Below are 22251 nucleotides of genomic sequence, written 5' to 3'. Positions count from 1 at the left end.
GTCTCATTACCAGAATTTATGAGCCGGGTTCATCCAGTAAGTCAACAAACTCTATTGCATCTGTTTCGATGCGGAGAATCAGGCGCTCAAGCATGGTGTTCAACCAATGGTAGCCGGCAAATGCCAGGATACCGATGGTCAGCCCGGCAGCCGAAGCGATCATCTTCACATACAGCCCCCCCGATACACTGGCAATATCGATACCGCCGGCTGCTTCAACATCGCGGAAAATGATGATAACGCCGAAAATCGTTCCTACGAAACCCAACATGGGCGCAACACCGGCAATAATGCTTAATATATTAAGGTTTTTCTCCAACCGGGCAACTTCCAGCTTACCGATGTTCTCTATCGCGCCCTCGATATCCTTGATGGGCCGCCCGATACGTACCAGCCCTTTCTCGAGCATCCTGCCTAACGCACTATTGCTTGTCCTACATACCGATAGCGCAGAATCCAAGCGGCCCGAAAGCACACTTTGCTTGACATGCGACATCAAATTCGGATCATACTTCGAAGCTTTTTTTATCGTAATGTAACGCTCGATAAACACGACGAGCGTAGCAAAAAGCAAAAGTAAAAGAGGGATCATGATCCACCCAGCCTTGAAAAGCAATCCGATAAGACTGATTTTATCACTGGCGAGTTCGACCGTCTGTTGCGTTGCCCCCGCTAACGTATCAAGCGGATAAATGGTGTCTTGTAAAAGTGACATAAATTTTTAGTATGATTTCCTATTGTTCTATATATATGTAATCGTTAATTATGCGTTATTTTCGCTATCCAGGCCCCGGGCTCAAACGTTTTCTGTACCCGTGCCAGCTCCCTGTAAGCTGCTTCTTCCGTAGCATATGAGCCCCAGCTGATCTTCTTGCGATTGCCCGGCATCTTACTGTCAATGGCTTGCAGGTCGTAGCCTTTGGCTTTCATTTCGGCCACAAACTTATCGGCCTGCCGCATCGTGGCAAATGACCCAACGATAATTTCGTATGTTACCGAGGGCTTGGCCGGTGGGGCACTCGCCACCGGTACGCTGTCTACGCGCAGCGAGTCGACCGCGGCAGCCAATAAACTCGAATCGGCAATCACGGAATCCCGATCGCCATCGACCAGGGGTATTTTCTCTTCGGAGGGCGACGGAAGAACAGCCTGTTTGTCAGGCACTGCTTTACGATCAACAACCGCACCGCCAAACCAAGCGGGCTGGTATTTCCAAACCACCACCGAAGCGATCAACATCGCAGCGATTATCCCTCCTATCATCCACGGTGTATAACTTCTTCGGTCGGTGCCTCCCTCCGAAACAACCAACTCCTCCGTCGGCTCTACCGGTACATCGGCCACATGATCGACCGGAATTTCCGGCTCATCAGGTTCATGGGCTGCCGGCGACGGCGCAGCAATCGGTTTTGCAACGAATCGATCCGCCTCAAACGGTTTGAAAATGAAGGTCGCGCCATCGGCAAGCAAGTAGCCCAGCCCATCCAGCAATGCTTCACCATTCCGGCTAATGGCATTCATCACAGCCGCCACTGCACCTTCCAGCATCGCCTTAGCTCCACCCTCATCCAGCTGATGCTGGGCTGCCAGGTAAGTCGTCAGCTGAAACGCTTCCGTATCGCCGTCGACAAGCTCGATGCGATCTTCGGGCGGAAGAAACGCCGACCGGTCGGCATCATAGGCTGCAGGTTGATGGGTTTTCTTGAACACGCCAATGCCCGGTACGCCAACCGCGGGGTACCGTCTCAACAGATTCGCTATGCTCACACCCAAATTCATATACTCGCTTCCTTGCTCAACTGCGCGCTACAAAACTACCATCTTCTCTGCGGAACATCAAAAAGAAAAATTAATACCGCCAATAACGTTCATCCCCAAACGCGGATAAAACAGGTAACGTTCGTAGTTGGTACCCACCATGTTATTCAACCGTACATAAACCCCTATGCGGTCCGTGGCCCGGTACTCCGCTCCAGCGCTGAGGTCTGCAAACGACGGAATGGTCGTTTTACGCATACCTGTCGTACCGATTTCCGTAATCGCATACCCCGATAAGTCGATGTCCGTATCTTGCACCAATCCATAAGTCTGCCCTTGGAACAGGAGTTCGCCGTCTATATAAAGCTTATCGCTGATGTTGAAACGGGCGTTGGCCGCCACCCTCATTTTGGGGGTATACCAAGCCTCTTCCTGCTGCTGTAGGTCAAACTCATTGAAGTTAACGCGGCCACCCACTGTTACCACCTCCGAAACGCGCACATTCAACTCACCCTCCAGTCCGATAACCGTGCTGGCGTCTTCGCCATCTTCATACAACATGTTAAATTTATACGGCGTACCCGGCGCTATGGCATAAAACGGCATACTCTCGATACGGCGATAAAACGCCTTTACCTTATAGCCGAATGTTGCGCCGGCATTCCCTTTTATACCGCCGAATATATTCATGCGGTCTACCGAATTACGAATACCGTTCGTTGTGCTGAGCGCCGCCAGCCAAGGGTTTTCGCGCGTCAGCGCTTTGAAAGAGGTCTTGTTGACATCACCATTGATGCCCCCGAAGAGGTGTGCAAATTTCGGAACCAACGCGAAATCCACCTCGGCAGAAGGGAAGATGTTGGTGCGCGAAGAATCGCCGAATTCCGCAACGAAATTAGCGCCCAATGTAATGTTGTAATTAGGTCCCTGGAACCGGATATACGGGTTAACCCGGCCAATATGGTTGGCTAGGCTATATGACGCATCTTTCACCGTGGTGAAATCGCCCGAAACATGGAGGCCGACATTAAACGCATTAACCTGCTTATTGATGTACCCGGCCAAGGCAACTGAATTTTCCTTCGTATCGTACCTATTGCCGTACGCATACGCATCTGCCTTTAATGAATAATCAAAAGCATCCGTAGCACTGTCTTCATAATTACTGGTAATTTCACCGGTAAAATAAATATCGTTGAAGGCTTGAGTAGCCGGATCAGCATTCAGCGGCATACCGTCCGTACCCGCCACCGTACCATAAAACCGAGTGCCGTAGCGTTTGAAACCCACCTCGCCATCCAGCGTAATGGGACCATATACCGTACGACCGAAAACGCCGATGTGCTGCGACGAAAACCGTTGCCCCTCAAACGTCCCCTCCTGGCTCAGGTGCTTCACGTAGCCACCCAAGCGGGTATCCACCCAATAGTCCGAGCTGAGGTACACTTCACCAAGCAGCGTACCCATATTACCGGCACCTATTTTAGCGTAGTTATTGGTCAACGCCTGGCTTCTCGAAAACGGCATCTCTTGGATCGTCAGTCGCTTCGTACCCGTGTTGATATCGAGTTTTTTATCGATGATACCGTAGGTAAAATCGGGCTGGTATTGCCTTTTGTTCGTCATATCCGGACTTTGCCGGATTTTCACGGCATCGGCCAGTATGGGCCGATAATCGCGTACCACATCAATGGAATCGATGGTCGCCGGCGGCTCTTCCCGTGGCGGTTCCTCCTCCTGGGCGTATCCAACCGCCAGTCCCCCACACCAAACCGCGGTGAGTAAAAACGTATATCGCATTGATTTCTGAAAGATCATCATCCGTAAAAACTCCTATCACTTATTATTAAACATCTGTAAACGCTCCTCGGCTGCCGGAATAATATCATCTTCGCCTTCGTAATTTTCAATGACACTCTCCAGGGTACTCTTTGCTTGTAATTTATCGCCTTTGCTGGCATAAGCATCCGCAAGCAGGATAAAGCTTTTCGCCACCCAATAGTCGTACGATGACCAGTCGTTAATCACATCAAAAGCACTTTCGATGGCCTGGTCAAAGTGTAGTGTCTTATAGCGCAAATGGGCAACATTGTATTGTGCTTCGGCCCCTACCACCGTGTGGCTCTTTAGCGCGGCAAGATTCATCTCCTCCGCCGCTTTTGCTGAATCGCCCTCATTCAGCAGCACGTAGCCGGTATATAAGTGGGCCCGGGCAATATCCTCTTCGGACGAACCGTCATAAGCTTTGGTCAGTTCGATATATTTAAGGGCCTGTTCCGTATCGCCGATTTCGTAATAGCACACCAGGAGGTTGCTGATGGCATAACCGTAGCTGGCTCCGTACTCCGATGTGATCTCCAGCTTTTTAAGGTGCACAATCGCCTCGTTATACTGCTCCAGCCCGAGATACAGATCAGCTGCTGCCAGCAGCGTTTTCTCGGTATATGGGCTCGTCCAGTCGTTCAGAATGATATTCAGGTCATGCAGTGCCTCCGTCGCATGGCCCGAACGGTACAAGCTCACCCCTCTGATGTAACGGGCATGTTTCTCCTGCGCCGGATTGGGAAACTTATCAAAATACGCATTGACGGCTTCCACCGCCGCTTGGTATTGTCCGCGTGCAAACAACGTTTGTGCCACCTGAAAGGTCAGGTTATCCCGTTCGGCACCCGTCAGGTCCCCCAGGTCCGAGTTCGTTGCATAGCTCACATAGCCCGAAGCGTCGGCGCTGTCCAAATAAATATTTTCAATGGCACGCAGCGCCTGGCCAGCCTCAACGGTGGTGGAATGCTCTTTTACGACCTTGTCGAATGTAGCCATCGCAGCCTCATTGTCTTCCTTGTTGTACTGTACCAAACCAATGGTCATCAGTGCCCGCGCGGTGTAGCTACTGCGCGGATATTGCTCAATCATCTGCTGTAGCCCCTCGATAGCGGTATCGTAGTCGCCCATGACGAAATAGGTATACGGTATTTCGAAGGCCACGTCGTCGGCATAATTCGAATTGGGGAATTGCTCGATCACCGAATGTAGCGTATTCATCTTTGTTTCGTTGTCGCCTTCCAGCCCCTGGATAATGCCGCGCTGGAAAAACGCATAGTCCTGATTGGGGGCTCCGCCATTAATCAGCTCGTCGTAATATTGATTGGCACGGCCATAGTTGCGCAAGGATAAATACGAATCGCCCAACCGGGCGATGGCATCATACCGTATATTTTCTTCCATCGAACCGCTGCCGGTAGACAAAAAACGCTCAAAATATTTGGCGGCTGTGGTAAAATTATTGCTGCGGAAAGCCGCATACGCCAGCGCATAATTGGCATAGACATACACATCGGTTTCGGGTGCCGCCGGCATCTGGAGGAAACGGGAAAACGCTTCTACGGCCTCACGGTATTTCCGCACTTCATACATGGCTTCTCCTTTCCAGTACATCGCCAGCGCTGCAAACCGCGGATCGATGGGGAATTCTTCCGACCGCATAAACAAGGAAATGCTATTTTCAAAGGCCCGTTCGTTGTAAAATTCCAATCCACGGTAATACGCCACCTTTTGGTAAATCTTGTCCGCCTCCTTATCCCTATTGCGATACAATTCCAGCATATTTACGGCGGCCTCGAAATTGCTCGTGCCCAACAGGATTTCAGCCAACAGGGTTTCGGGGGTTTCTTTTTCCCCGGCACGCACCGTGGTGTCTACCGGCCCTTGCAGAACATATTGCCGGGCAATATCCAAAGCAACGCGCGGCGAATCCAATTCAAATAAAATCTTGGTATAATTGAACAGCCCATCCAATTTCAATGCGTGGTCGAAATCCAGTGCGGATGCTTTAGCAAACGCATCCCGTGCACCCTGTTTGTCGCCGGCTTTCAGGGAGATATTGCCCAAAGCAATCATCGAACCCTGATAAAACGCATCCGACTGCCCGAGGTCTCCCAGAATGGTAGCTGCACGTTCATATTCGCCGTTTTCGTAAGCCATGTAACCGATACGGTAGTTATTGATATTGCTCGGTGCAGCCTCGCGATGCCGTTCCAGCAATTTACCGTAGTAGGGTTTTCTGAAGTTGCCTTTCACAAAATAGGCGTCGGCGACAATCCAGTGCAGCTCGTCTTGGAGCGCTTGCCGGTCTATACCCATATCCGGGCTCCGGCGAATCTTTACGGCATCTTCCAACATCGGGCGGTAGTCGCGCACCACGTCGATCGAATCAATCGTAACGGGGTCCTGCTTTTCTTCCTCCTGTGCATAACCAACAGCAAGCAAGACCGAAAAAGCCCCGGTAAGCAAGTATTTATAGCCGCTCGATTCTCGCGTTATCATCGCCCGTTCAAATTCCTATCCTTCACCATTGAGCTTATCTAGCCGTTCCTTGGCCGACGGGAGGATATCATCTTCCCCTTCATAGTTTTCGATGATACTCTCCAACGTACTTTTGGCTTGGAAATCATCTCCTTTACCGGCATAAGCATCCGCAAGCAGGATAAAGCTTTTGGCTACCCAATACTCATATGACCCCAGGTTATTGATGACGTCAAATGCAGATTCGATGGCTTTATCATATTCGCCCGCTTCATATTGCAATTGCCCCACCCGGTAGCGGGACTCGGCTCCCACAACCGTCTGGCTTTTCAAAGCCGCCAAATTGAGTTCCTTCAGCGCTGGTGCTACGTCGCCCTTTCGCAACAGTGCACGGGCGGTATACAAGTGTGCTTTCGCGATATCTTCTTCTGATGACCGGTCGTACGCTTTGATCAACTCGGCATATTTGAGCACCTGTTCATCGTCGCCGATCTCTTCATAACATACCATCAGGTTATTCACCGCATAGCCATAATTCGCTTTGTACTCGGAGGTGAGCTCCAATTTCTTCAGGTGTACAATGGCTTCGTTGTATTCCTCGAGCCCTAAGTATAGCTCGGATACGGTGAGTAACGTGTTCTCGGTATACTGGCTGGTCCAGTCGTTGAGTATAATGTTAAGGTCGTGCAGCGCATCCTCCGGATGGCCGGTTCGATAGTAGCTCACGCCGCGGATATACCGTGCGTGTTTTTCCCGTAACGGGTTCGGGAATTTATCGAAGTAGGCATTGATGGCCTCTACCGACGCCTGGTACTCGCCCCTGGCGAACAACGTATGGGCGGCCTGGAAAGAAAGGTCATCCTGCTCGGCTTTTGAAAGGTCGCCAATGTTCGTGCTGGTGGCATAATTGATGTATGCCGAGGCGTCACCGCGCTCCAGGTAAATATTTTCGATGGAACGTAATGCTTGCCGTGCCTCATCGGTGGTCGAATGTTCCTCCACCACTTTCCGGAAGGTCGCCATGGCCCCTTCGGTATTATCGTTGTTGTATTGCACCAACCCGACGGTCATGAGCGCACGCGGGGCATAGCTACTGCGCGGATATTGTTCAATCATCTCCTGCAAGCCGCTGATCGCCGTCTCATAATCACCCATGGTGAAATAGGTATATGGTACCTCAAACGCTACATCGTCTGCGTAATTCGAATTTGGGAACTGTTCAACAACCGCATGCAGTGTGCTGAGTTTTGCAGCATTGTTGCCCTGCAGCCCCTGGATGATGCCCCGCTGGAAAAGCGCATAATCCTGGCTTTGTGCTTTGCCATTGATCAGGCGGTCATAGTATTGCATCGCGCGGCTATAATTGCGCATCGAAAAATAGGAATCACCCAAGCGGGCAATGGCATCATTCCGTACGTTGGTTTCAATAGCGCTTCCACCTGTCGACAGGAAACGTTCGAAATAATTGGCCGCGGTGTTGAAACTGTTGTTCCGGAAAGCCGCATAAGCCAAGGCATAGTTTGCATAACTGTACACGTCCGTCTCGCGGGCAGCGGGCAACCGCAGGAACCGCGAAAACGCTTGGACAGCCTCGCCATACTTACGCACCTCATACATGGCCTCCGCTTTCCAATAGGTTGCCAACGCCGCAACGCGGGCGTCAATAGGATACTCCTCAGACCGCATGAAAAGGGAAATACTATTCTCAAATGCACGCTCATTATAGAACTCCAATCCGCGGTAGTAAGTGACCCGCTGGTAAGCGGCGTCCGCCTCCGGGCCGCGGTGATCGATCGATTCGAGGATATCCACCGCAGCACGGTAATTGCTGGTACCCAGCAAGGTTTCGGCATACAAGGTCTGCGCCTCTTCCAACCGCCTGGTATTCGGATAAGTGTCGAGATATTCCTTCGCTGCTTCAAGCGCCACTTGATGGAACTCCAATTCGGATGAAAGCTTGGCATAATTAAACAGGCCCTCTTCCTTCAGTGCCGGATCGAAGTCGAGCTTCGACGCCTTAAAGAACGCATTGCGCGCACTTTGTTTGTTACCGGTCTTTAAAAATGCGTCGCCCAACGCAATCATCGCACTTTGGTAGTAGGCATCGGGCTCTTCCATTTTTTCCAATTCGGCAATCGCACGTTCATAGTCGCCCGTCTTGTAGGCTATGTAACCAATCTGGTAACTATCCTGGTTGTTCTGGGTTTTACCTTGGTCGCCCGCCTGGAATTTGTCATAGTATGCCGACGCTTTATCAAAGTCGTTCTTGGCAAAATACGTTGCTGCAACGATACGGAACATATCGGTTTCATGGGCCTGCTCCGTGCGCTCCAAGATCGGCAGTGCATAATCCAGCACATCGTCGTACCGGTTATCGAGGTAATAGAGCGCCGTGATGTAATACGGGTAAGTGGCTTCGTAGGTCTTTGACCCCTTCAGTTTCTCAAACTCGGCCAATGCTGTCTTGAATTCGCCATCCAGGTAACACAGGTAAGCGTAATAGTAAATGGATGCCTCCTGGTAGGTGCCGCCTTCGTCTTTCAGTTGCTCAAAAAGTGGTTTCGCCGAAGCATAGTCGTCGGTCATGAAAAAAGAATAGGCCATCTTATACCGGAATTCTCTGCTTTCCAGACCGGCCAGGTTCCTGCTATCCAGCTTGGTGAACCATTCAAGCGCCTGCTCATAATCATTTTTCGCGAAATACGACCGCCCCACCTGAAAATAAGCGGCTTTCGAGTTTGCACTCGCCGGGTAATCTTTGATGTAGCGCAGAAAATGGCTTTCGGCATCCGACTCGCCCAGCTCCAGCGCGCATATCGCCTGGTAAAACCGTGCATTTTCCTTCAATAGCGTCAACTCAACATGCTCATCCTGTTGCAATGTCGACGTGATCCGTGTAGCATCTACCTGATCGAAATGTTTCGCAGCCGCGGCATACTTTCCTTTTTCATACAACTCCATTCCCGTCTTATAAGCCTGGTTGATTTCCTGCCAAGCACTTTGCTGCGCTACAGCTACCGATGCCACTAAACTGAATGTGATAATTAACTGATTAATCCGTCTAAACATGCCGTCAAATTATGCTACTGTTTTCCTCAATCCCACGCAAAGTTGGGGCCATAAAATATACCTTACCCAATTTGACCCGCTAAATTAACGGGAAACCGAGAAGTTCTCCTCAAAAGTTGTCCACAAATGTTAATAACACCCGTTTACCTCCTATCCGCGCTTACCGGCGAGGAGGTAAAGCACGGCCATCCGAATGGCCACACCATTCTGCACTTGATCCAAAATGATGGAATGACCGCTATCGGCCACATCGCTGGTGATTTCCACCCCGCGGTTAATCGGCCCCGGATGCATAATGGTAATCTCCTTATCGAGCGAATCGAGTAAGCGTTTATTCAGCCCGTATAACATGGAGTATTCCCGCAGCGATGGGAAATAGGCGATATCCTGGCGCTCCAATTGGATGCGGAGCATGTTGGCCACGTCGCACCATTTCAATGCATTGAGCAGGTTATATTCAACCTTCACCCCCAACGACTCGATATATCTCGGTATCAAGGTAGTAGGGCCACATACCATAACCTCTGCACCCAATTTGCGCAAGCACAGAATATTGGACAACGCCACGCGCGAATGAAGAATGTCACCGATAATGGCGATTTTCTTGCCCGATACATCCCCCAAACGCTCACGAATCGAAAAGGCATCGAGCAGCGCCTGTGTCGGATGTTCATGGGCACCATCGCCCGCATTCACCAGCTGCGCATCCACGTGTTTACTGAGGAAGACGCCGGCGCCCGGATAGGGATGGCGCATTACAATCATATCGACTTTCATCGCCAGGATATTGTTCACCGTGTCGATAAGGGTTTCGCCTTTGCTCACCGACGAAGATGAAGCGGCGAAATTAACGATGTCTGCAGACAGCCGCTTCTCGGCCAATTCAAAAGACAACCTTGTGCGTGTGGAATTCTCAAAAAAAACATTCGCTATCGTAATATCCCGCAGCGATGGTACTTTTTTGATCGGCCGGTTAAGCACATCTTTGAAATTGTCGGCGGTTTCGAAAATAAGCTCGATATCGGTGGTTTGGAGATCCTTAATCCCCAGTAGGTGATCGGTACTGAGTTGCCTGGTTAATGCTGTCATCTCTTAATTAAAGCGCCCTCATTTTGACGTTAAGTTATCCTTTTCTGTCAATAATTCTATCCGGTCGTACGTGTCCACCTCTTTCCAGCTCACAATCACCCGCTGGGAATCAATAGAGTCTACCTGGATGCCGATATAATCCGGCTCAATGGGCAACTGCCGTGAGAACCGGCGGTCTACCAATACCAGCAACTCAATTTTCTCTGGCCGACCGAATGCCTGCAAGGCATCCATGGCCGCACGTATCGTACGGCCCGTCCACAGCACATCATCCATCAAGATGACCTTTTTGCCCTCGATGATGAAATCCATATTGGTGCTACTGGGCACCAGCAGTCCGCTGTCTTTACGCCGGAAATCGTCACGGAAAAAGGTAATATCGAGTTCACCGTATGCAACCTCCGGCAGCCCCGGTATCTGCTGCAATTCCTCCACAATGCGTCGTCCCAAGTACGTGCCACGTGGCTGGATACCAACGATAACGGAATCGGAAAAGTCAACGTGGTTTTCGATCAATTGATGGCACAGCCGCTGGATGGTGATTTGGAATTTTTGGCCTTCCAATAATATGGATCGTTTCATCTGAGCTGAACTTTCAAATTGGACACGGAATATGGACGCAAAACTACTATATTTTTTTGACTTCGCCCCGAACGGTGATATTTAAACGCGGCCACTCCCGTTACGGGGTGGCCGGCATGCCACCGAAAAACCGTGTCTCATATTGACTGAAAACACCGGTTACGCGGGCTGCCAATTCGTCCTGCCCATTTTCCGTAGCTGCCGCCGAAAACCTGTTCAGTGTAAACATGCTATACTGGATGTTTTGCATTTCGAGGTTGGGCTTGGTTTCGGCAATCGCCGCGTAATACTGGAGTTGTCCCGCTAAGTAACTAACATTACGTTCAATCAACGCGTTTGCTTTATCGACCTCTCCCACCGCATACAAATTCTCGGCAATGAACGAATAACCGTAGGCATCCATAATGCGGTAAATCCGGTCGGGCATATTGTCCAGGGCATCAAGGAGCAGTTTCTTCGCTTGCTCCGTTTTGCCGGCGGCAATAAGCGCCTCCGCCGGTGCGGCGTAGATACTGTTCAAGATCAGACTAATCATCCGGTACGATTCGGGGTCGATATACGAAGCATCCCGAATGTTACCCCAAACGTAGTCGTTCATCACATGGTCGTACACGACATCCGCATTGATCAGTCCCTGCGCCGTATTGGGTTGCTTGCTTATCGGCATCAAACGGAGTGCAAACCCTTCGGAAACGAGGTATTTATCCAGCCCCATGAAATTTTCACTCGGCACCGTACTGGCGAAGTAGATCGGCCGCTCCCACTTATTATTTACCAAAATAGACATGATGGCCAACTCGGCACGCGATACGTAATTACGGCTGTATGTCCACTGCATCGCATCGGCGATACTATCTTGCCATACCTCGGGCACCACGTTATTCCGAATCACGGCTTCCTTATCAATCGTTAACCGAAGGTTTTTTGTAGGCAAAAAGTTCTCCGGTTGTTCACTCTGCATCTGCCGTTTATCATTGGGATTATCCGATAGCATGAGCGCAACGATATCTTTCAGCTCCACCGAGCCGGCTATGTTCGCGTCCTGATAATAAATAACATCCCGCACCCCTTTCACATATTTTTCTTCGGGGATGTTGATCGGAAGCCCTTCGGCCTCGTTCACCTTCTTCGTCATCTGCCGCACATACCAGTCGGCACTCAGCAAACTCAGGTTTACCACCCGCACATCCGGCCGTATATTCTCCACTTCTTGCGCATACCAAAGCGGATAAGTATCGTTATCGCCATAGGTAAATAAAATAGCGTTCGGTGCGCACGATTCAAGGTAGTCTTTCGCGATGTCCCGGGCGAGAAATTTTTCCGAGCGATCGTGGTCGTCCCACCCGTCCTTTGCCAAAATTATCGGTCCGGCCAGCAAGCCGATAGCCGTTGCTACACTAGCTGCGGTTTTGGCATTCAGTTTTTTCAACCATTCGGTGATTCCAATCACCCCCAGCCCGATCCATATCGTGAATGCGTAGAACGATCCGGCGTAGGCGTAATCCCGCTCGCGGGGTTGCAGCGGATTTTGGTTGAGGTACAGCACAATGGCTAATCCCGTAAAGAAAAACAACAGGCCAACCACACCGGCATCCTTCTGGCGGCGCTTGAAGTGCCAAAACGCACCGATCAGCCCCAATATAAGGGGCAGGAAGTAAAATCGGTTGTGCGATGGGTCTGACTTCAACGAATCGGGCAAGGCATTCTGCCCGCCCACATGCAGCTGGTCGACGAATTTAATGCCACTTATCCAATTGCCCGTGGTGAAGTCACCATGGCCTTGCTGGTCGTTCTGCCGGCCAACGAAATTCCATAGAAAGTACCTACCATACATATGCCCCACCTGGTAACTAAAGAAAAACCGCAGGTTGTCGGCAAAGGTCGGCTGTTCATTCTCGCCTAAGTTGAGATAGTTGCGATAATACTGTTGGTGCGACGCTTCCCGGCTGCTATGGATACGGGGAAATACCGTTTCCCGGTCGTATACGTATTCAAAGTTCTGACCCGCCACCTCGTATTTCTCAGCACCCTTACGGTAAATGTTGCTACCGTAGCTGATATCTACAGGCCGGGAGTCAAAATACGGCCCTTTGATCAACGGACTATCGCCATACTGCTCGCGGTTAAGGTAACTGAGAAATGAAAACGCGTTATCAGGATCACTGTTATTCAGTGTCGGGTCTGCCTTGGCACGGATGAGGATCATCGTGAACGAACTGTAGCCAAACGCAATGAACGCGAACGACAGCAGAATGATGTTGAGCATCGGCTTCGCATGCTGGATGGAATACCATATCCCGTAAGCGGTGCCGCCCACGATTAACAAGGCAAATACCACCACGCCCGTACCAAAGCCCGTTCCAAGCGTATTCACAAAGAACAAATCGAAATAGGCGGCAAACTTAATCAAGTATTGGATAACCCCCCAAAGCACCACAGCCACGACCAAACAGCCAATGAGCAACGCTTTGATGGCACCACCGCTGGTCACCTGCTTGGTACGCCTGAAATAAACCACCAATGCAATGGCCGGGATGGCCAGCAGGTTCAACAGGTGGACACCTATAGAAAGCCCCATAATATAGGCGATAAACAACAACCACCTGTCGGCACGGGGTTCATCGGCGTGTGCTTCCCATTTCAGTATGGCCCAAAATACCACGGCGGTACAAAGGGAAGACATGGCATAGACTTCCGACTCGACGGCCGAAAACCAAAAAGTATCTGTAAAGGTATACGCCAGCGCGCCAACCGCACCCGCGCCCATGATCTGGATCAATCCGGCCTGCGAAAGCTCCGTGCCCGGCTTCCATAGCGCTTTGCGTGCCAATGCCGTGATGGTCCAAAATAAGAAGACGATGGTCAACCCACTGGATACCACCGAGCCGATATTCATCCAATAGGCAATGTGTTCGGGATTACCGAAAGCCAGGTTGGAAAAAACATTCTGCAGCATCAGAAACAGCGGCGCACCGGGCTGGTGTACAATCTGCATCTTGTAAGCAGACGCAATAAACTCACCGGTATCCCAAAAGCTCGTGGTCTGCTCCACCGTCATCACATAGACAATCGTGGCAATTAACCCGCATGCCCAACCTAAAATGTTGTTGATTTTATTATAGCTCATATCGTTTTCGCGTACGTTCCCTCTTAAATTCACGCCCCGAAAATAAAGAATAGTATGTTAATGGCGACATAATATTTAGATTTTTAACACATTGCGCATGCAATCAGCGCATTTCAGTAAAAAACAAAATATTTTTGCATTAATTATTCCATCGTCCTATATTTGCAAACCCATTCGAGAGGGTGGCACAACAAGTTCGGATTGCCCGATAGTATAATGGTAGTACAACTGATTTTGGTTCAGTTAGTCTAGGTTCGAACCCTGGTCGGGCAACAAAAAAAATTACGGATTGTCAGTTGGCAATCCGTAGTTTTTTAATGTATATTTATCGCACAAATAATACAACACCCCAATCCATTGCTAACCCACAAAACAACAACAGCACCATGCCACTGCAATTCAATCCGGTGAAGCTTTTTTCAGGCACCGGCACGACCGAATTAGCCAAAAAAATAGCAAGCGCCTACGGCAAGGACCTCGGCGAAATGACGGTTTCTTGCTTCAGCGATGGCGAGTTCCAGCCATTTTACAACGAGTCGGTCCGGGGATGCGACGTATTCCTTATCCAGTCGACCAACCAACCAAGTGAAAACCTTTTCGAGCTTCTGCTGATGATCGATGCTGCCAAGCGGGCTTCGGCACATTACATCACGGCGGTGGTACCTTACTTCGGCTTCGCCCGCCAAGACCGCAAAGACAAACCCCGTGTAGCCATAGGAGCCAAAATGATTGCCAATCTCATCACCGCTGCCGGTGCGCACCGGTTCATGACCATGGACCTCCATGCGGCACAGATCCAAGGCTTTTTTGATATTCCGGTAGACCACTTGGACGCTTCGGTGATTTTCGTGCCCCACATCAAGTCGCTCAATCTGCCCAACCTCACCATTGCATCGCCAGATATGGGCGGCTCCTACCGCGCCCGCACTTTTGCGAAGTATTTCAATGCTGAAGTCGTTATCTGCGATAAACAACGTAAACGGGCAAACGAAATCGAATCCATGTCGATCATCGGCGATGTTACCGGGCAAGACATTGTATTGATAGACGATATCTGTGATACTGCGCGGACACTTTCCAAAGCGGCGTCGCTCATCATGGAAAACGGCGCGGCCAGTGTGCGCGCCGTGTGTACCCACCCCGTATTGTCGGGCGAGGCATACGAGACCGTCGAAAAGTCGGCATTGACCGAGCTTATCGTTACCGACACCATTCCATTGAAACGCCAGAGTGAAAAAATCAAGGTGCTTTCCACCGCAGGTTTATTCGCCAACGCCATCAAGAATGTCAACGAACACGGTTCCATCAGCGATTTATTCAAAGTGGATTAACGGATCAACACATTCATTTCCAAAGATGAAAAACATTGCATACCTTTGCAGCCTTAATTTTTACGAATAATTCAATCAAAAAATGAAGTCAATTGCTATTAGCGGTTCTCTGAGAGAGAACGTAGGGAAACGAGACGCGAAAGAGCTGCGCTACCAAGGTAAGGTACCCGCAGTACTCTATGGTGGCAAAGAACAATACCACTTTTCCGTGTCCGCAACTGATTTGAAAACGGTTATTTATACACCGGATGTTCATTTCATCGACCTCGATGTCGACGGTAAAAAATTCCATGCCATCCTCCAAGATGCGCAATACCATCCGCTTACGGATCAAGTGCGTCATGTCGACTTCCTCGAGTTGAACGACAGCAAAGAGGTGGTACTGAATATCCCCATCAAGCTCACAGGCACTTCCCCTGGTGTAAAATCCGGCGGCAAACTGGTACAGAAACTCCGTAGCCTGCGGATTAAGGCGCTGCCTAATAATCTACCGCAGTATATCGAGGTGAGCCTCGACGCCCTGGAGGTAGGAAGCTCCGTGCGCGTGGAAAATGTACAAGTTGAAAACGGGAAAGTGCTCAACAACAGTGATGACACCATCGTTTCCGTCATCATGTCGCGTGCTTTGCGCCAAGCGGAACAAGAAGCCGCTAAGGCCGACGGAAAAAAATAAAACCGACAGTCAAATACCGGTAATTGAAAAAGCATCAGCCACCACGCTGGTGCTTTTTTGTATGTTTGCACCCGTATGGCAGCAAAAAAACAATTGATTGTTGGTCTCGGCAACATCGGCCGTGAATACGCAGACACCAGGCACAATATCGGCTTCATGATTGCCGATGAGCTTGCAAAGCAAGCCGGAACCACATTTTCCACCCTGCGGTATGCCCATTACACCGAGTTCCGCCAGCGCGGCAACAGCGTATACCTCATCAAGCCGACCACCTACATGAATTTAAGTGGCAAAGCCGTCAACTATTGGATGCACGAGCTGAAAATCCCCCTTCAAGACATCCTGGTCATCGTCGATGAAATTGCCCTGCCATTCGGTAAGATACGTCTGCGGGCCAAAGGCAGCAGCGCCGGCCACAACGGCTTAAAGAGCATCGAAGCCCTATGTGGCGGACAAGGGTACCCACGGCTTCGTTTCGGCATCGGCAATGATTTTCCCAAGGGTCGCCAGGTCGACTACGTACTCAGTGGTTTCGATAACGACGAGCTGATGGATATCCCTGCCCTGATCGACCGTTCCACGCAGATCGTCAACAGCTTTGTCCACATCGGTGTAGAGCTGACGATGACCCAATTTAACCGGTAATCTTTTTGGGTTCAATGCTGTTCCGCATATCGGCTGGAAGCACGGATAAGTCGGAGAAACCACCGACAACTTAACGGTCTTATACGCGATAATTAGTTGCAATTGAACGCTAATTTTTTTATGTTTGCACTTCATCCGAAAAAATATGTCAGAAAACGCTTCCATATCAATAAACGGTAATTCTTATGAGTTGCCCATCGTTACGGGCACAGAAAACGAACAAGCCATCGATATCTCGAAATTGCGTGCTGCGTCGGGAGCAATCACCCTCGATCCGGGTTTCAAAAATACCGGTGCTACACAAAGTGCCATCACATTTTTGGATGGAGAGAAAGGGGTGCTGCATTACCGGGGGTATCCTATTGAGCAACTTGCTGAGCATTCGACATTTCCGGAAGTAGCCTATTTGTTAATATATGGTGAACTCCCCGCAGCCAATACCTTAACCGATTTCAGGGAAAAAATCAGCAGGCACACCCTGATTCACGAAGACATGAAGAAGTTCTTCGATGGTTTTCCATCGAAGTCACACCCGATGGGACAGCTTTCCTGCTTAATCGGTGCACTCTCGGCGTTTTACCCCGAATCGCTCGACCCCAATCCCAGCGAGGAAGAAGAAAACCTGACCATCATGAAGCTGTTGGCTAAGATGCCAACTATTGTATCCTGGATATACAAGAAATCACTGGGCCACCCCGTTATCTATCCGCGCAATGAGCTCCACTATGTCCACAACTTCTTGAACATGACCTTCGGCCAGATCACCGAAGATACCAACATCGATCCAGCGGTCATCAGTGCCATGCACAAGCTACTGATCTTACATGCCGACCATGAGCAGAACTGTTCTGCCTCAACGGTGCGTATCGTTGGCTCATCCAACGCTAATCTATATGCTTCCATATCTGCCGGCATATCGGCCCTTTGGGGACCACTGCACGGTGGCGCCAACCAAGCGGTTATCGAGATGCTCGAAAATATCCGCAACGACGGCGGCAATAGTAAGAAGTGGCTGGATAAGGCAAAAGACAAAGACGACCCATTCCGGCTCATGGGTTTTGGACACCGGGTATATAAAAACTTCGACCCGCGCGCCAAGATCATCAAAAAGGCATGCGACGATGTGCTCGATAAACTGGGGATCGACGACCCGGTCTTAGACATCGCCAAAGAACTCGAAGAAGCGGCATTGAAAGACCAATATTTTGTGGATCGGAAGCTTTATCCCAACGTGGATTTCTATTCGGGCATCATTTACCGGGCATTGGGCTTCCCAACCGACATGTTTACCGTGCTCTTCGCCTTGGGCCGCTTACCCGGCTGGATTGCACAATGGAAAGAGATGAAGGCCAACAAGGAGCCTATCGGACGGCCCCGGCAAATCTATACCGGGAGTACAAAGCGAGACTATGTTCCGCTTGATAAGCGGTAGCGAATCAAGTTGAAAAAACATGGCAACGAAAGCGGAAAATATACAACGCGTATATAAAATGTCGTTTGCGAGCGTCTATCCGCATTATATTACCAAAGCTGGGAAAAAAAGCCGTACCAAGGCAGAAGTTGACGAGATCATCTATTGGCTCACCGGCTATGACGAGCAACGCTTAAAGCAACATATCGACGACAAAACCAACTTTGAGCGGTTCTTCAACGAGGCGCCGTTAATCCATCCCAACACATCTAAAATCACCGGTGTGATCTGCGGATACCGGGTAGAGGAAATCGAAGAACCCTTGATGCGGAAGGTCCGGTATCTGGACAAATTGATCGATGAACTGGCCAAGGGCAAGGCTATGGAGAAAATCTTACGGAAGTAAATCGTCCAACCAACCCAATCTCGTGTGTGGTGTTGTTCATCCGCCGGTTCAACGGCTCATTGAGGGGATTGAACTGGTCGCTATGCCCTAACCAAATATCCAGAAAATGCCTCTCGCAGACACTTTTTATGAATATGTTTAGCACCACAAAAAGCTCATGTTGAAAAAATACGCCAAAACGATCCTACTTTTTACTGGACCACTTCTATTTTTAATCATACATCATGTCCCATTAGCGGGTCTCTCCGCCGAGGGTCAAGCCGTATTGGCCTGCACAGCATGGATTGCGTTTTGGTGGATAACGGAAGCAGTAGAACTTCCTGTTACCTCAATCTTGCCTATTTTAATCTTCCCGCTATCGGGAGCCATGACGGTCGAACAAACGACTAGCTCGTACGGAAGCCCCTTCATATTCTTGTTTATGGGTGGGTTTATCGTTGGTTTGGCCATAGAAAAATGGGAACTCCATAAACGAATTGCATATGGTATCATCGGGGCCATCGGGACCAGTGAAAAGAAAGTTTTATTGGGTTTTATGTTGGCGACTGGCTTTCTATCCATGTGGATTTCCAACACAGCCACAGCCATCATGATGTTGCCCATCGGCATTTCAGTAGCGAGCCATTTCGGCAATCGTCAACCGTTTTCTAAAAACATTATGCTGGGTATTGCTTATGCGGCTTCCATCGGCGGAGTGGCGACCTTGATCGGAACTCCACCAAACATCATATTGGCTGGAATCGTAAAGGAGTCCTTAGGCATAGAAATATCTTTCTTAAACTGGATGCTCTTCGCAACACCTTTCAGTGTTATATTGTTGTGGATTACCTGGTTTTCACTAACTCGTTATAAGCCGGTTGCTCAAGCAGACGCTGTTGGATTTACATTTGACAAGCTGGGCAAAATGTCTACACCTGAAAAAAGGGTGGCCTATGTATTTGTACTTGTTGCTTTTTTTTGGATATCACGTTCCTTCATTTGGAATCGATTTTTCCCTACGTTAGATGACACGATGATCGCCATTTTTGGCGCATTACTGATGTTTCTCACGCCAGCAGGAAAAGGAAAAGGCAATCTGATGGATTGGAAAGCCGCAAAGAAAATCCCATGGGGTGTTTTATTACTTTTTGGTGCTGGGCTTGCGATCGCTAAGGGTTTTTCAAATACAGACCTCACCGTTTGGCTCGCAGGGCACTTTACTAAATTAGCGCTTTTACCGGTCGCTTTGATAATGATCGCGATTATAGCCGGGATCAATTTCCTGACAGAAATCACGTCTAATACGGCGACTGCAAGCATGATTCTACCGGTGTTGATCACACTAGGTGTATCCCTCAATCTTGATGTCTTACCCCTTTTAACAGGTGCCGCCATCGCTTCATCCTGTGCCTTTATGTTACCGGTCGCTACACCACCTAATGCAATCGTATTTAGTTCGGGTAAGGTGACAATGACCAACATGATAAGGGCTGGATTTTTTCTGAATATTGCTTCGATCTTATTGATTTATATATTTATACAATATGTATGGCATCTGATTTTTTAATGGTATGCATATTGCTCCCTTTGGTAAGCGAGGTTTTACTACAGCGTGTTTCAACCATGAGCTCTCGTGAGCTATTCGGTTTAAAGCAACCCCACAGCCTCGCCGAAGCGATAGCTCAATCCGATTTCGTGCGTGGTGTTGTTGATACGTCGGTCGAGCGTTCCGCCTCCGGGATTGAACTGGTAGCTGTAACCCAGCCCGAAGCCTGAGAAGTTGAACTGCGCCATGCCGGCTAGCTCCCCATAACTGCGGGCATTCAGCCCTACACCGAATACCTCCTTCACGAAGAACATAGCCGAAGCCTCGGCCTGTGGCCGCAGGCTTTCCGAATAGGTAGCCAATAGAGACGGCCGGAACTGGAAGTCCGGCCCCAAATGGAATAACGCTCCGGCCGTCAGGTGGTAGATATTCGTGAATTCATACCGGCTGTCGCCGGTTAGTCCGAGGTTACCCAGCATCAGCCGTGGCAGTGACAGCCCCACATAATACCGATGAGGGCGGTAAAGCATCACGCCGAAGCCTATCAGTGCATCCGTTTCCCGGATATCTTCCCGGAAAGCCGGATCCGTCGGATCCAGCTGCGAAAAGCGGCCGTCGAGGTAGCTGAAACCAGCATTCAGCGACAAACCCAAATATTCATTTTCGGAAATCCGGACCGATTTCGCAAAAAATGCACTCGCCTCGGTCAGCTTCTCCACGGCGAGGCTTTCGTGCCGGATGTTCAGGCCAGCCGTTGCGCCCATCCTATCGAACCCCATATGGCCACTCCCCCAGAAGACCGTGGGTGCACCGTCGATGCCCACCCACTGCCGCCGGCCGATCACCGATACCGCACCGTCCAAGTGCATCAGGCTCGCCGCAGGATTGATTACCGTACGCAACTGCCCATGCTGCGTATGCGTCAAGGGCTGCTGACCCGATACCGGGCCAGCTACCAAGATCACTGCTAATATTATGAATAGATTCCGTTTCATCGTCTGTTGTCTAATGTCTAGCATCTGTTGTCTGCTGACTAATACCTCAACACAAAATACCCTTTCTTATGTTTCCACGTATCGCCGTCCTTCACTTCCACGATATAGAAATACGTACCGGCCGGTAATAGCTGTTGTCCCGTACTGATGCCCCGGAAGGCAAACCGGTTATTGTCGTAACCACTGACTTCCCACAGCAGGGTACCGTTCCGGTTGAAGATCGTCACCCGGTTTTCTGGATAGTCCTTGATAGCCTCAATCATCAAGAACTCATTGATACCGTCGCCATTGGGCGATATCACCGGATGCACGCGTACCGGCAGGTCCGACGTTGGGTCTACTACACGGATGGTCAATGTCGCCGGTTCGGCCGGTTCGTGGTTAGCATCACCAGCCTGCGCGGCCGTGATGGTGACCCGTCCCAGTCGCAAGATACTCAACGTAGTGCCATCCAATGTAGCCACCTCGTTATTGTCGGCAGTGAGCACTACCGGCAACCCGCTCGTGCTGGATGCCGTCAACTCGATGCTGCCCACATCGCGGTTCGCTTCGGCAGGACCATCCAGCGTGATGGTCTGTGTGGCTTTTTCAACGGTCAGCGGCTGGCTTACCTGGGGCCGGCTGCTGTAATTCGCGTTCTCCGGTACCGTTGCCATAATGGTCGTCTCGCCTGCGCCGGTGATGGTGATTTCGCCATCGGCTGACACTTCCGCCACATCCGGGTTGCTACTTGCATAAGTAATCACTTCTCCGCTGCTTGCCGCCGCACCCGCGTCGAAACTGTCATCACCATAGGTTTTTTCTGGCAGCGGTGGGAAGTCCAGGGTACGCGTAGCCGGAACGACGGTTAAAATCGCGTCCAGTACTTGGTCTTGATAATTTCCGCCGCCATCGATGATGGCTTTTACCGTTTGATTTCCCACACGGGTTCGGCCATTGTTTTCGTAAGTCACCGAGGCTCCCGCTGGCAGGTCGCCAGCGAGAGCGAGTTTATGCTCGGTACCATCATAGGTAAATGAAGTATTTTCGAAGACAATCCCCGTGATCTGTCGCGGGGTAATCGTTAGTTTGCCCGCTTCAAAAGTCACCTCGTAGTTGTCACTTAACGACAGGTCGCCCTGGGTAATCGCGTAAGTACCCACACCTTCCCCTTCTGCACGTTCTAGGCTGCCCGCAAAAGCATTGTCGTCCACCAGCTCCGGTGCAAAGGTATAGGTCAGAGCCGGATCGTCAGTACCGAACGCTTTGGTTTTGTCGGCTGCTGTAACCACAATTTCAAGCGGTGTAATGGTCAATGTAGCCGTCAGCTCGCCGTCTTCGTAATTGGCCCCACCATCA

Annotated in this window: 16 protein-coding genes and 1 tRNA gene; 7 read left to right on the top strand and 10 right to left on the bottom strand. The window is 50.2% G+C overall.

The window, feature by feature from the left end; genetic code table 11:
* Positions 1-16: 16 nt before the first annotated feature.
* From U9S71_RS05215 to U9S71_RS05180, 8 genes are all read right to left on the bottom strand, one after another.
* A complete protein-coding gene (locus U9S71_RS05215) occupies positions 17-715 on the bottom strand; it encodes a MotA/TolQ/ExbB proton channel family protein (RefSeq protein ID WP_326325803.1) in 699 nt (232 codons plus the stop codon).
* Between the two features lie 44 nt (positions 716-759).
* Positions 760-1767, bottom strand: a complete 1008-nt coding sequence (locus U9S71_RS05210; RefSeq protein ID WP_326325801.1) for an SPOR domain-containing protein — start codon at positions 1765-1767, stop codon at positions 760-762.
* Between the two features lie 69 nt (positions 1768-1836).
* Positions 1837-3558, bottom strand: coding sequence for a TonB-dependent receptor (locus U9S71_RS05205; protein ID WP_326325800.1), 1722 nt, complete (start codon positions 3556-3558; stop codon positions 1837-1839).
* Positions 3559-3594: 36 nt separating this feature from the next.
* Positions 3595-6081: a tetratricopeptide repeat protein gene (locus U9S71_RS05200; protein ID WP_326325799.1), complete on the bottom strand. Its 2487-nt coding sequence runs from the start codon at positions 6079-6081 to the stop codon at positions 3595-3597.
* Between the two features lie 15 nt (positions 6082-6096).
* Complete coding sequence (locus tag U9S71_RS05195) at positions 6097-9129, bottom strand: tetratricopeptide repeat protein (RefSeq protein WP_326325798.1); 3033 nt, start codon at positions 9127-9129, stop codon at positions 6097-6099.
* 150 nt (positions 9130-9279) lie between these two features.
* Entirely contained in the window at positions 9280-10218 is a 939-nt protein-coding gene (locus tag U9S71_RS05190) for an aspartate carbamoyltransferase catalytic subunit (protein ID WP_326325796.1), read from the bottom strand.
* An 18-nt stretch (positions 10219-10236) separates the two neighbouring features.
* Positions 10237-10800, bottom strand: a complete 564-nt coding sequence (pyrR, locus tag U9S71_RS05185; RefSeq protein WP_326325794.1) for a bifunctional pyr operon transcriptional regulator/uracil phosphoribosyltransferase PyrR — start codon at positions 10798-10800, stop codon at positions 10237-10239.
* 100 nt (positions 10801-10900) lie between these two features.
* Positions 10901-13927, bottom strand: coding sequence for a glycosyltransferase family 117 protein (locus tag U9S71_RS05180; RefSeq protein WP_326325793.1), 3027 nt, complete (start codon positions 13925-13927; stop codon positions 10901-10903).
* Positions 13928-14129: 202 nt separating this feature from the next.
* On the opposite strand from U9S71_RS05180, the gene U9S71_RS05175 reads away from it, so the two are divergent.
* The 7 genes from U9S71_RS05175 to U9S71_RS05145 all read left to right on the top strand — a co-directional run bounded on the left by U9S71_RS05175 (position 14130) and on the right by U9S71_RS05145 (position 19939).
* Positions 14130-14200: transfer RNA gene (locus U9S71_RS05175), tRNA-Gln, on the top strand.
* Positions 14201-14313: 113 nt separating this feature from the next.
* Complete coding sequence (locus U9S71_RS05170) at positions 14314-15258, top strand: ribose-phosphate pyrophosphokinase (protein WP_326325791.1); 945 nt, start codon at positions 14314-14316, stop codon at positions 15256-15258.
* Between the two features lie 82 nt (positions 15259-15340).
* Positions 15341-15931: a 50S ribosomal protein L25/general stress protein Ctc gene (locus tag U9S71_RS05165; protein WP_326325790.1), complete on the top strand. Its 591-nt coding sequence runs from the start codon at positions 15341-15343 to the stop codon at positions 15929-15931.
* A gap of 75 nt (positions 15932-16006) precedes the next feature.
* Positions 16007-16576 (top strand): aminoacyl-tRNA hydrolase, encoded by a 570-nt coding sequence (pth, locus tag U9S71_RS05160; RefSeq protein WP_326325789.1) that lies wholly within the window; start codon positions 16007-16009, stop codon positions 16574-16576.
* Positions 16577-16721: 145 nt separating this feature from the next.
* Complete coding sequence (locus tag U9S71_RS05155; RefSeq protein WP_326325788.1) at positions 16722-18008, top strand: citrate synthase; 1287 nt, start codon at positions 16722-16724, stop codon at positions 18006-18008.
* Between the two features lie 19 nt (positions 18009-18027).
* Positions 18028-18393 (top strand): DUF2200 domain-containing protein, encoded by a 366-nt coding sequence (locus tag U9S71_RS05150; protein ID WP_326325786.1) that lies wholly within the window; start codon positions 18028-18030, stop codon positions 18391-18393.
* Between the two features lie 157 nt (positions 18394-18550).
* Positions 18551-19939, top strand: a complete 1389-nt coding sequence (locus tag U9S71_RS05145) for an SLC13 family permease (protein ID WP_326325784.1) — start codon at positions 18551-18553, stop codon at positions 19937-19939.
* 80 nt (positions 19940-20019) lie between these two features.
* Here U9S71_RS05145 and U9S71_RS05140 read toward each other — a convergent pair whose 3' ends face one another.
* The gene (locus tag U9S71_RS05140; protein WP_326325782.1) at positions 20020-20913 is read right to left on the bottom strand and encodes a PorP/SprF family type IX secretion system membrane protein; all 894 of its coding nucleotides are present in this window, start codon (positions 20911-20913) and stop codon (positions 20020-20022) included.
* A gap of 38 nt (positions 20914-20951) precedes the next feature.
* Positions 20952-22251: T9SS type B sorting domain-containing protein (locus U9S71_RS05135; protein WP_326325780.1), on the bottom strand; the 1300-nt coding region annotated here is incomplete at its 5' end.

The organism is Parapedobacter flavus (assembly GCF_035818675.1).
GTDB lineage: Bacteria > Bacteroidota > Bacteroidia > Sphingobacteriales > Sphingobacteriaceae > Parapedobacter > Parapedobacter flavus.
This window is presented reverse-complemented; position numbering and strand designations above follow the sequence as displayed.

Bases quoted from the DNA above. Each gene is read 5' to 3' on its own strand.
- U9S71_RS05215 (WP_326325803.1), bottom strand. From the start codon at position 715: ATGTCACTTTTACAAGACACCATTTATCCGCTTGATACGTTAGCGGGG.
- U9S71_RS05205 (WP_326325800.1), bottom strand. From the start codon at position 3,558: ATGCGATATACGTTTTTACTCACCGCGGTTTGGTGTGGGGGACTGGCG.
- U9S71_RS05200 (WP_326325799.1), bottom strand. From the start codon at position 6,081: ATGATAACGCGAGAATCGAGCGGCTATAAATACTTGCTTACCGGGGCT.
- U9S71_RS05195 (WP_326325798.1), bottom strand. From the start codon at position 9,129: ATGTTTAGACGGATTAATCAGTTAATTATCACATTCAGTTTAGTGGCA.
- U9S71_RS05190 (WP_326325796.1), bottom strand. From the start codon at position 10,218: ATGACAGCATTAACCAGGCAACTCAGTACCGATCACCTACTGGGGATT.
- pyrR (WP_326325794.1), bottom strand. From the start codon at position 10,800: ATGAAACGATCCATATTATTGGAAGGCCAAAAATTCCAAATCACCATC.
- U9S71_RS05180 (WP_326325793.1), bottom strand. From the start codon at position 13,927: ATGAGCTATAATAAAATCAACAACATTTTAGGTTGGGCATGCGGGTTA.
- U9S71_RS05170 (WP_326325791.1), top strand. From the start codon at position 14,314: ATGCCACTGCAATTCAATCCGGTGAAGCTTTTTTCAGGCACCGGCACG.
- U9S71_RS05165 (WP_326325790.1), top strand. From the start codon at position 15,341: ATGAAGTCAATTGCTATTAGCGGTTCTCTGAGAGAGAACGTAGGGAAA.
- pth (WP_326325789.1), top strand. From the start codon at position 16,007: ATGGCAGCAAAAAAACAATTGATTGTTGGTCTCGGCAACATCGGCCGT.
- U9S71_RS05155 (WP_326325788.1), top strand. From the start codon at position 16,722: ATGTCAGAAAACGCTTCCATATCAATAAACGGTAATTCTTATGAGTTG.
- U9S71_RS05150 (WP_326325786.1), top strand. From the start codon at position 18,028: ATGGCAACGAAAGCGGAAAATATACAACGCGTATATAAAATGTCGTTT.
- U9S71_RS05145 (WP_326325784.1), top strand. From the start codon at position 18,551: ATGTTGAAAAAATACGCCAAAACGATCCTACTTTTTACTGGACCACTT.
- U9S71_RS05140 (WP_326325782.1), bottom strand. From the start codon at position 20,913: ATGAAACGGAATCTATTCATAATATTAGCAGTGATCTTGGTAGCTGGC.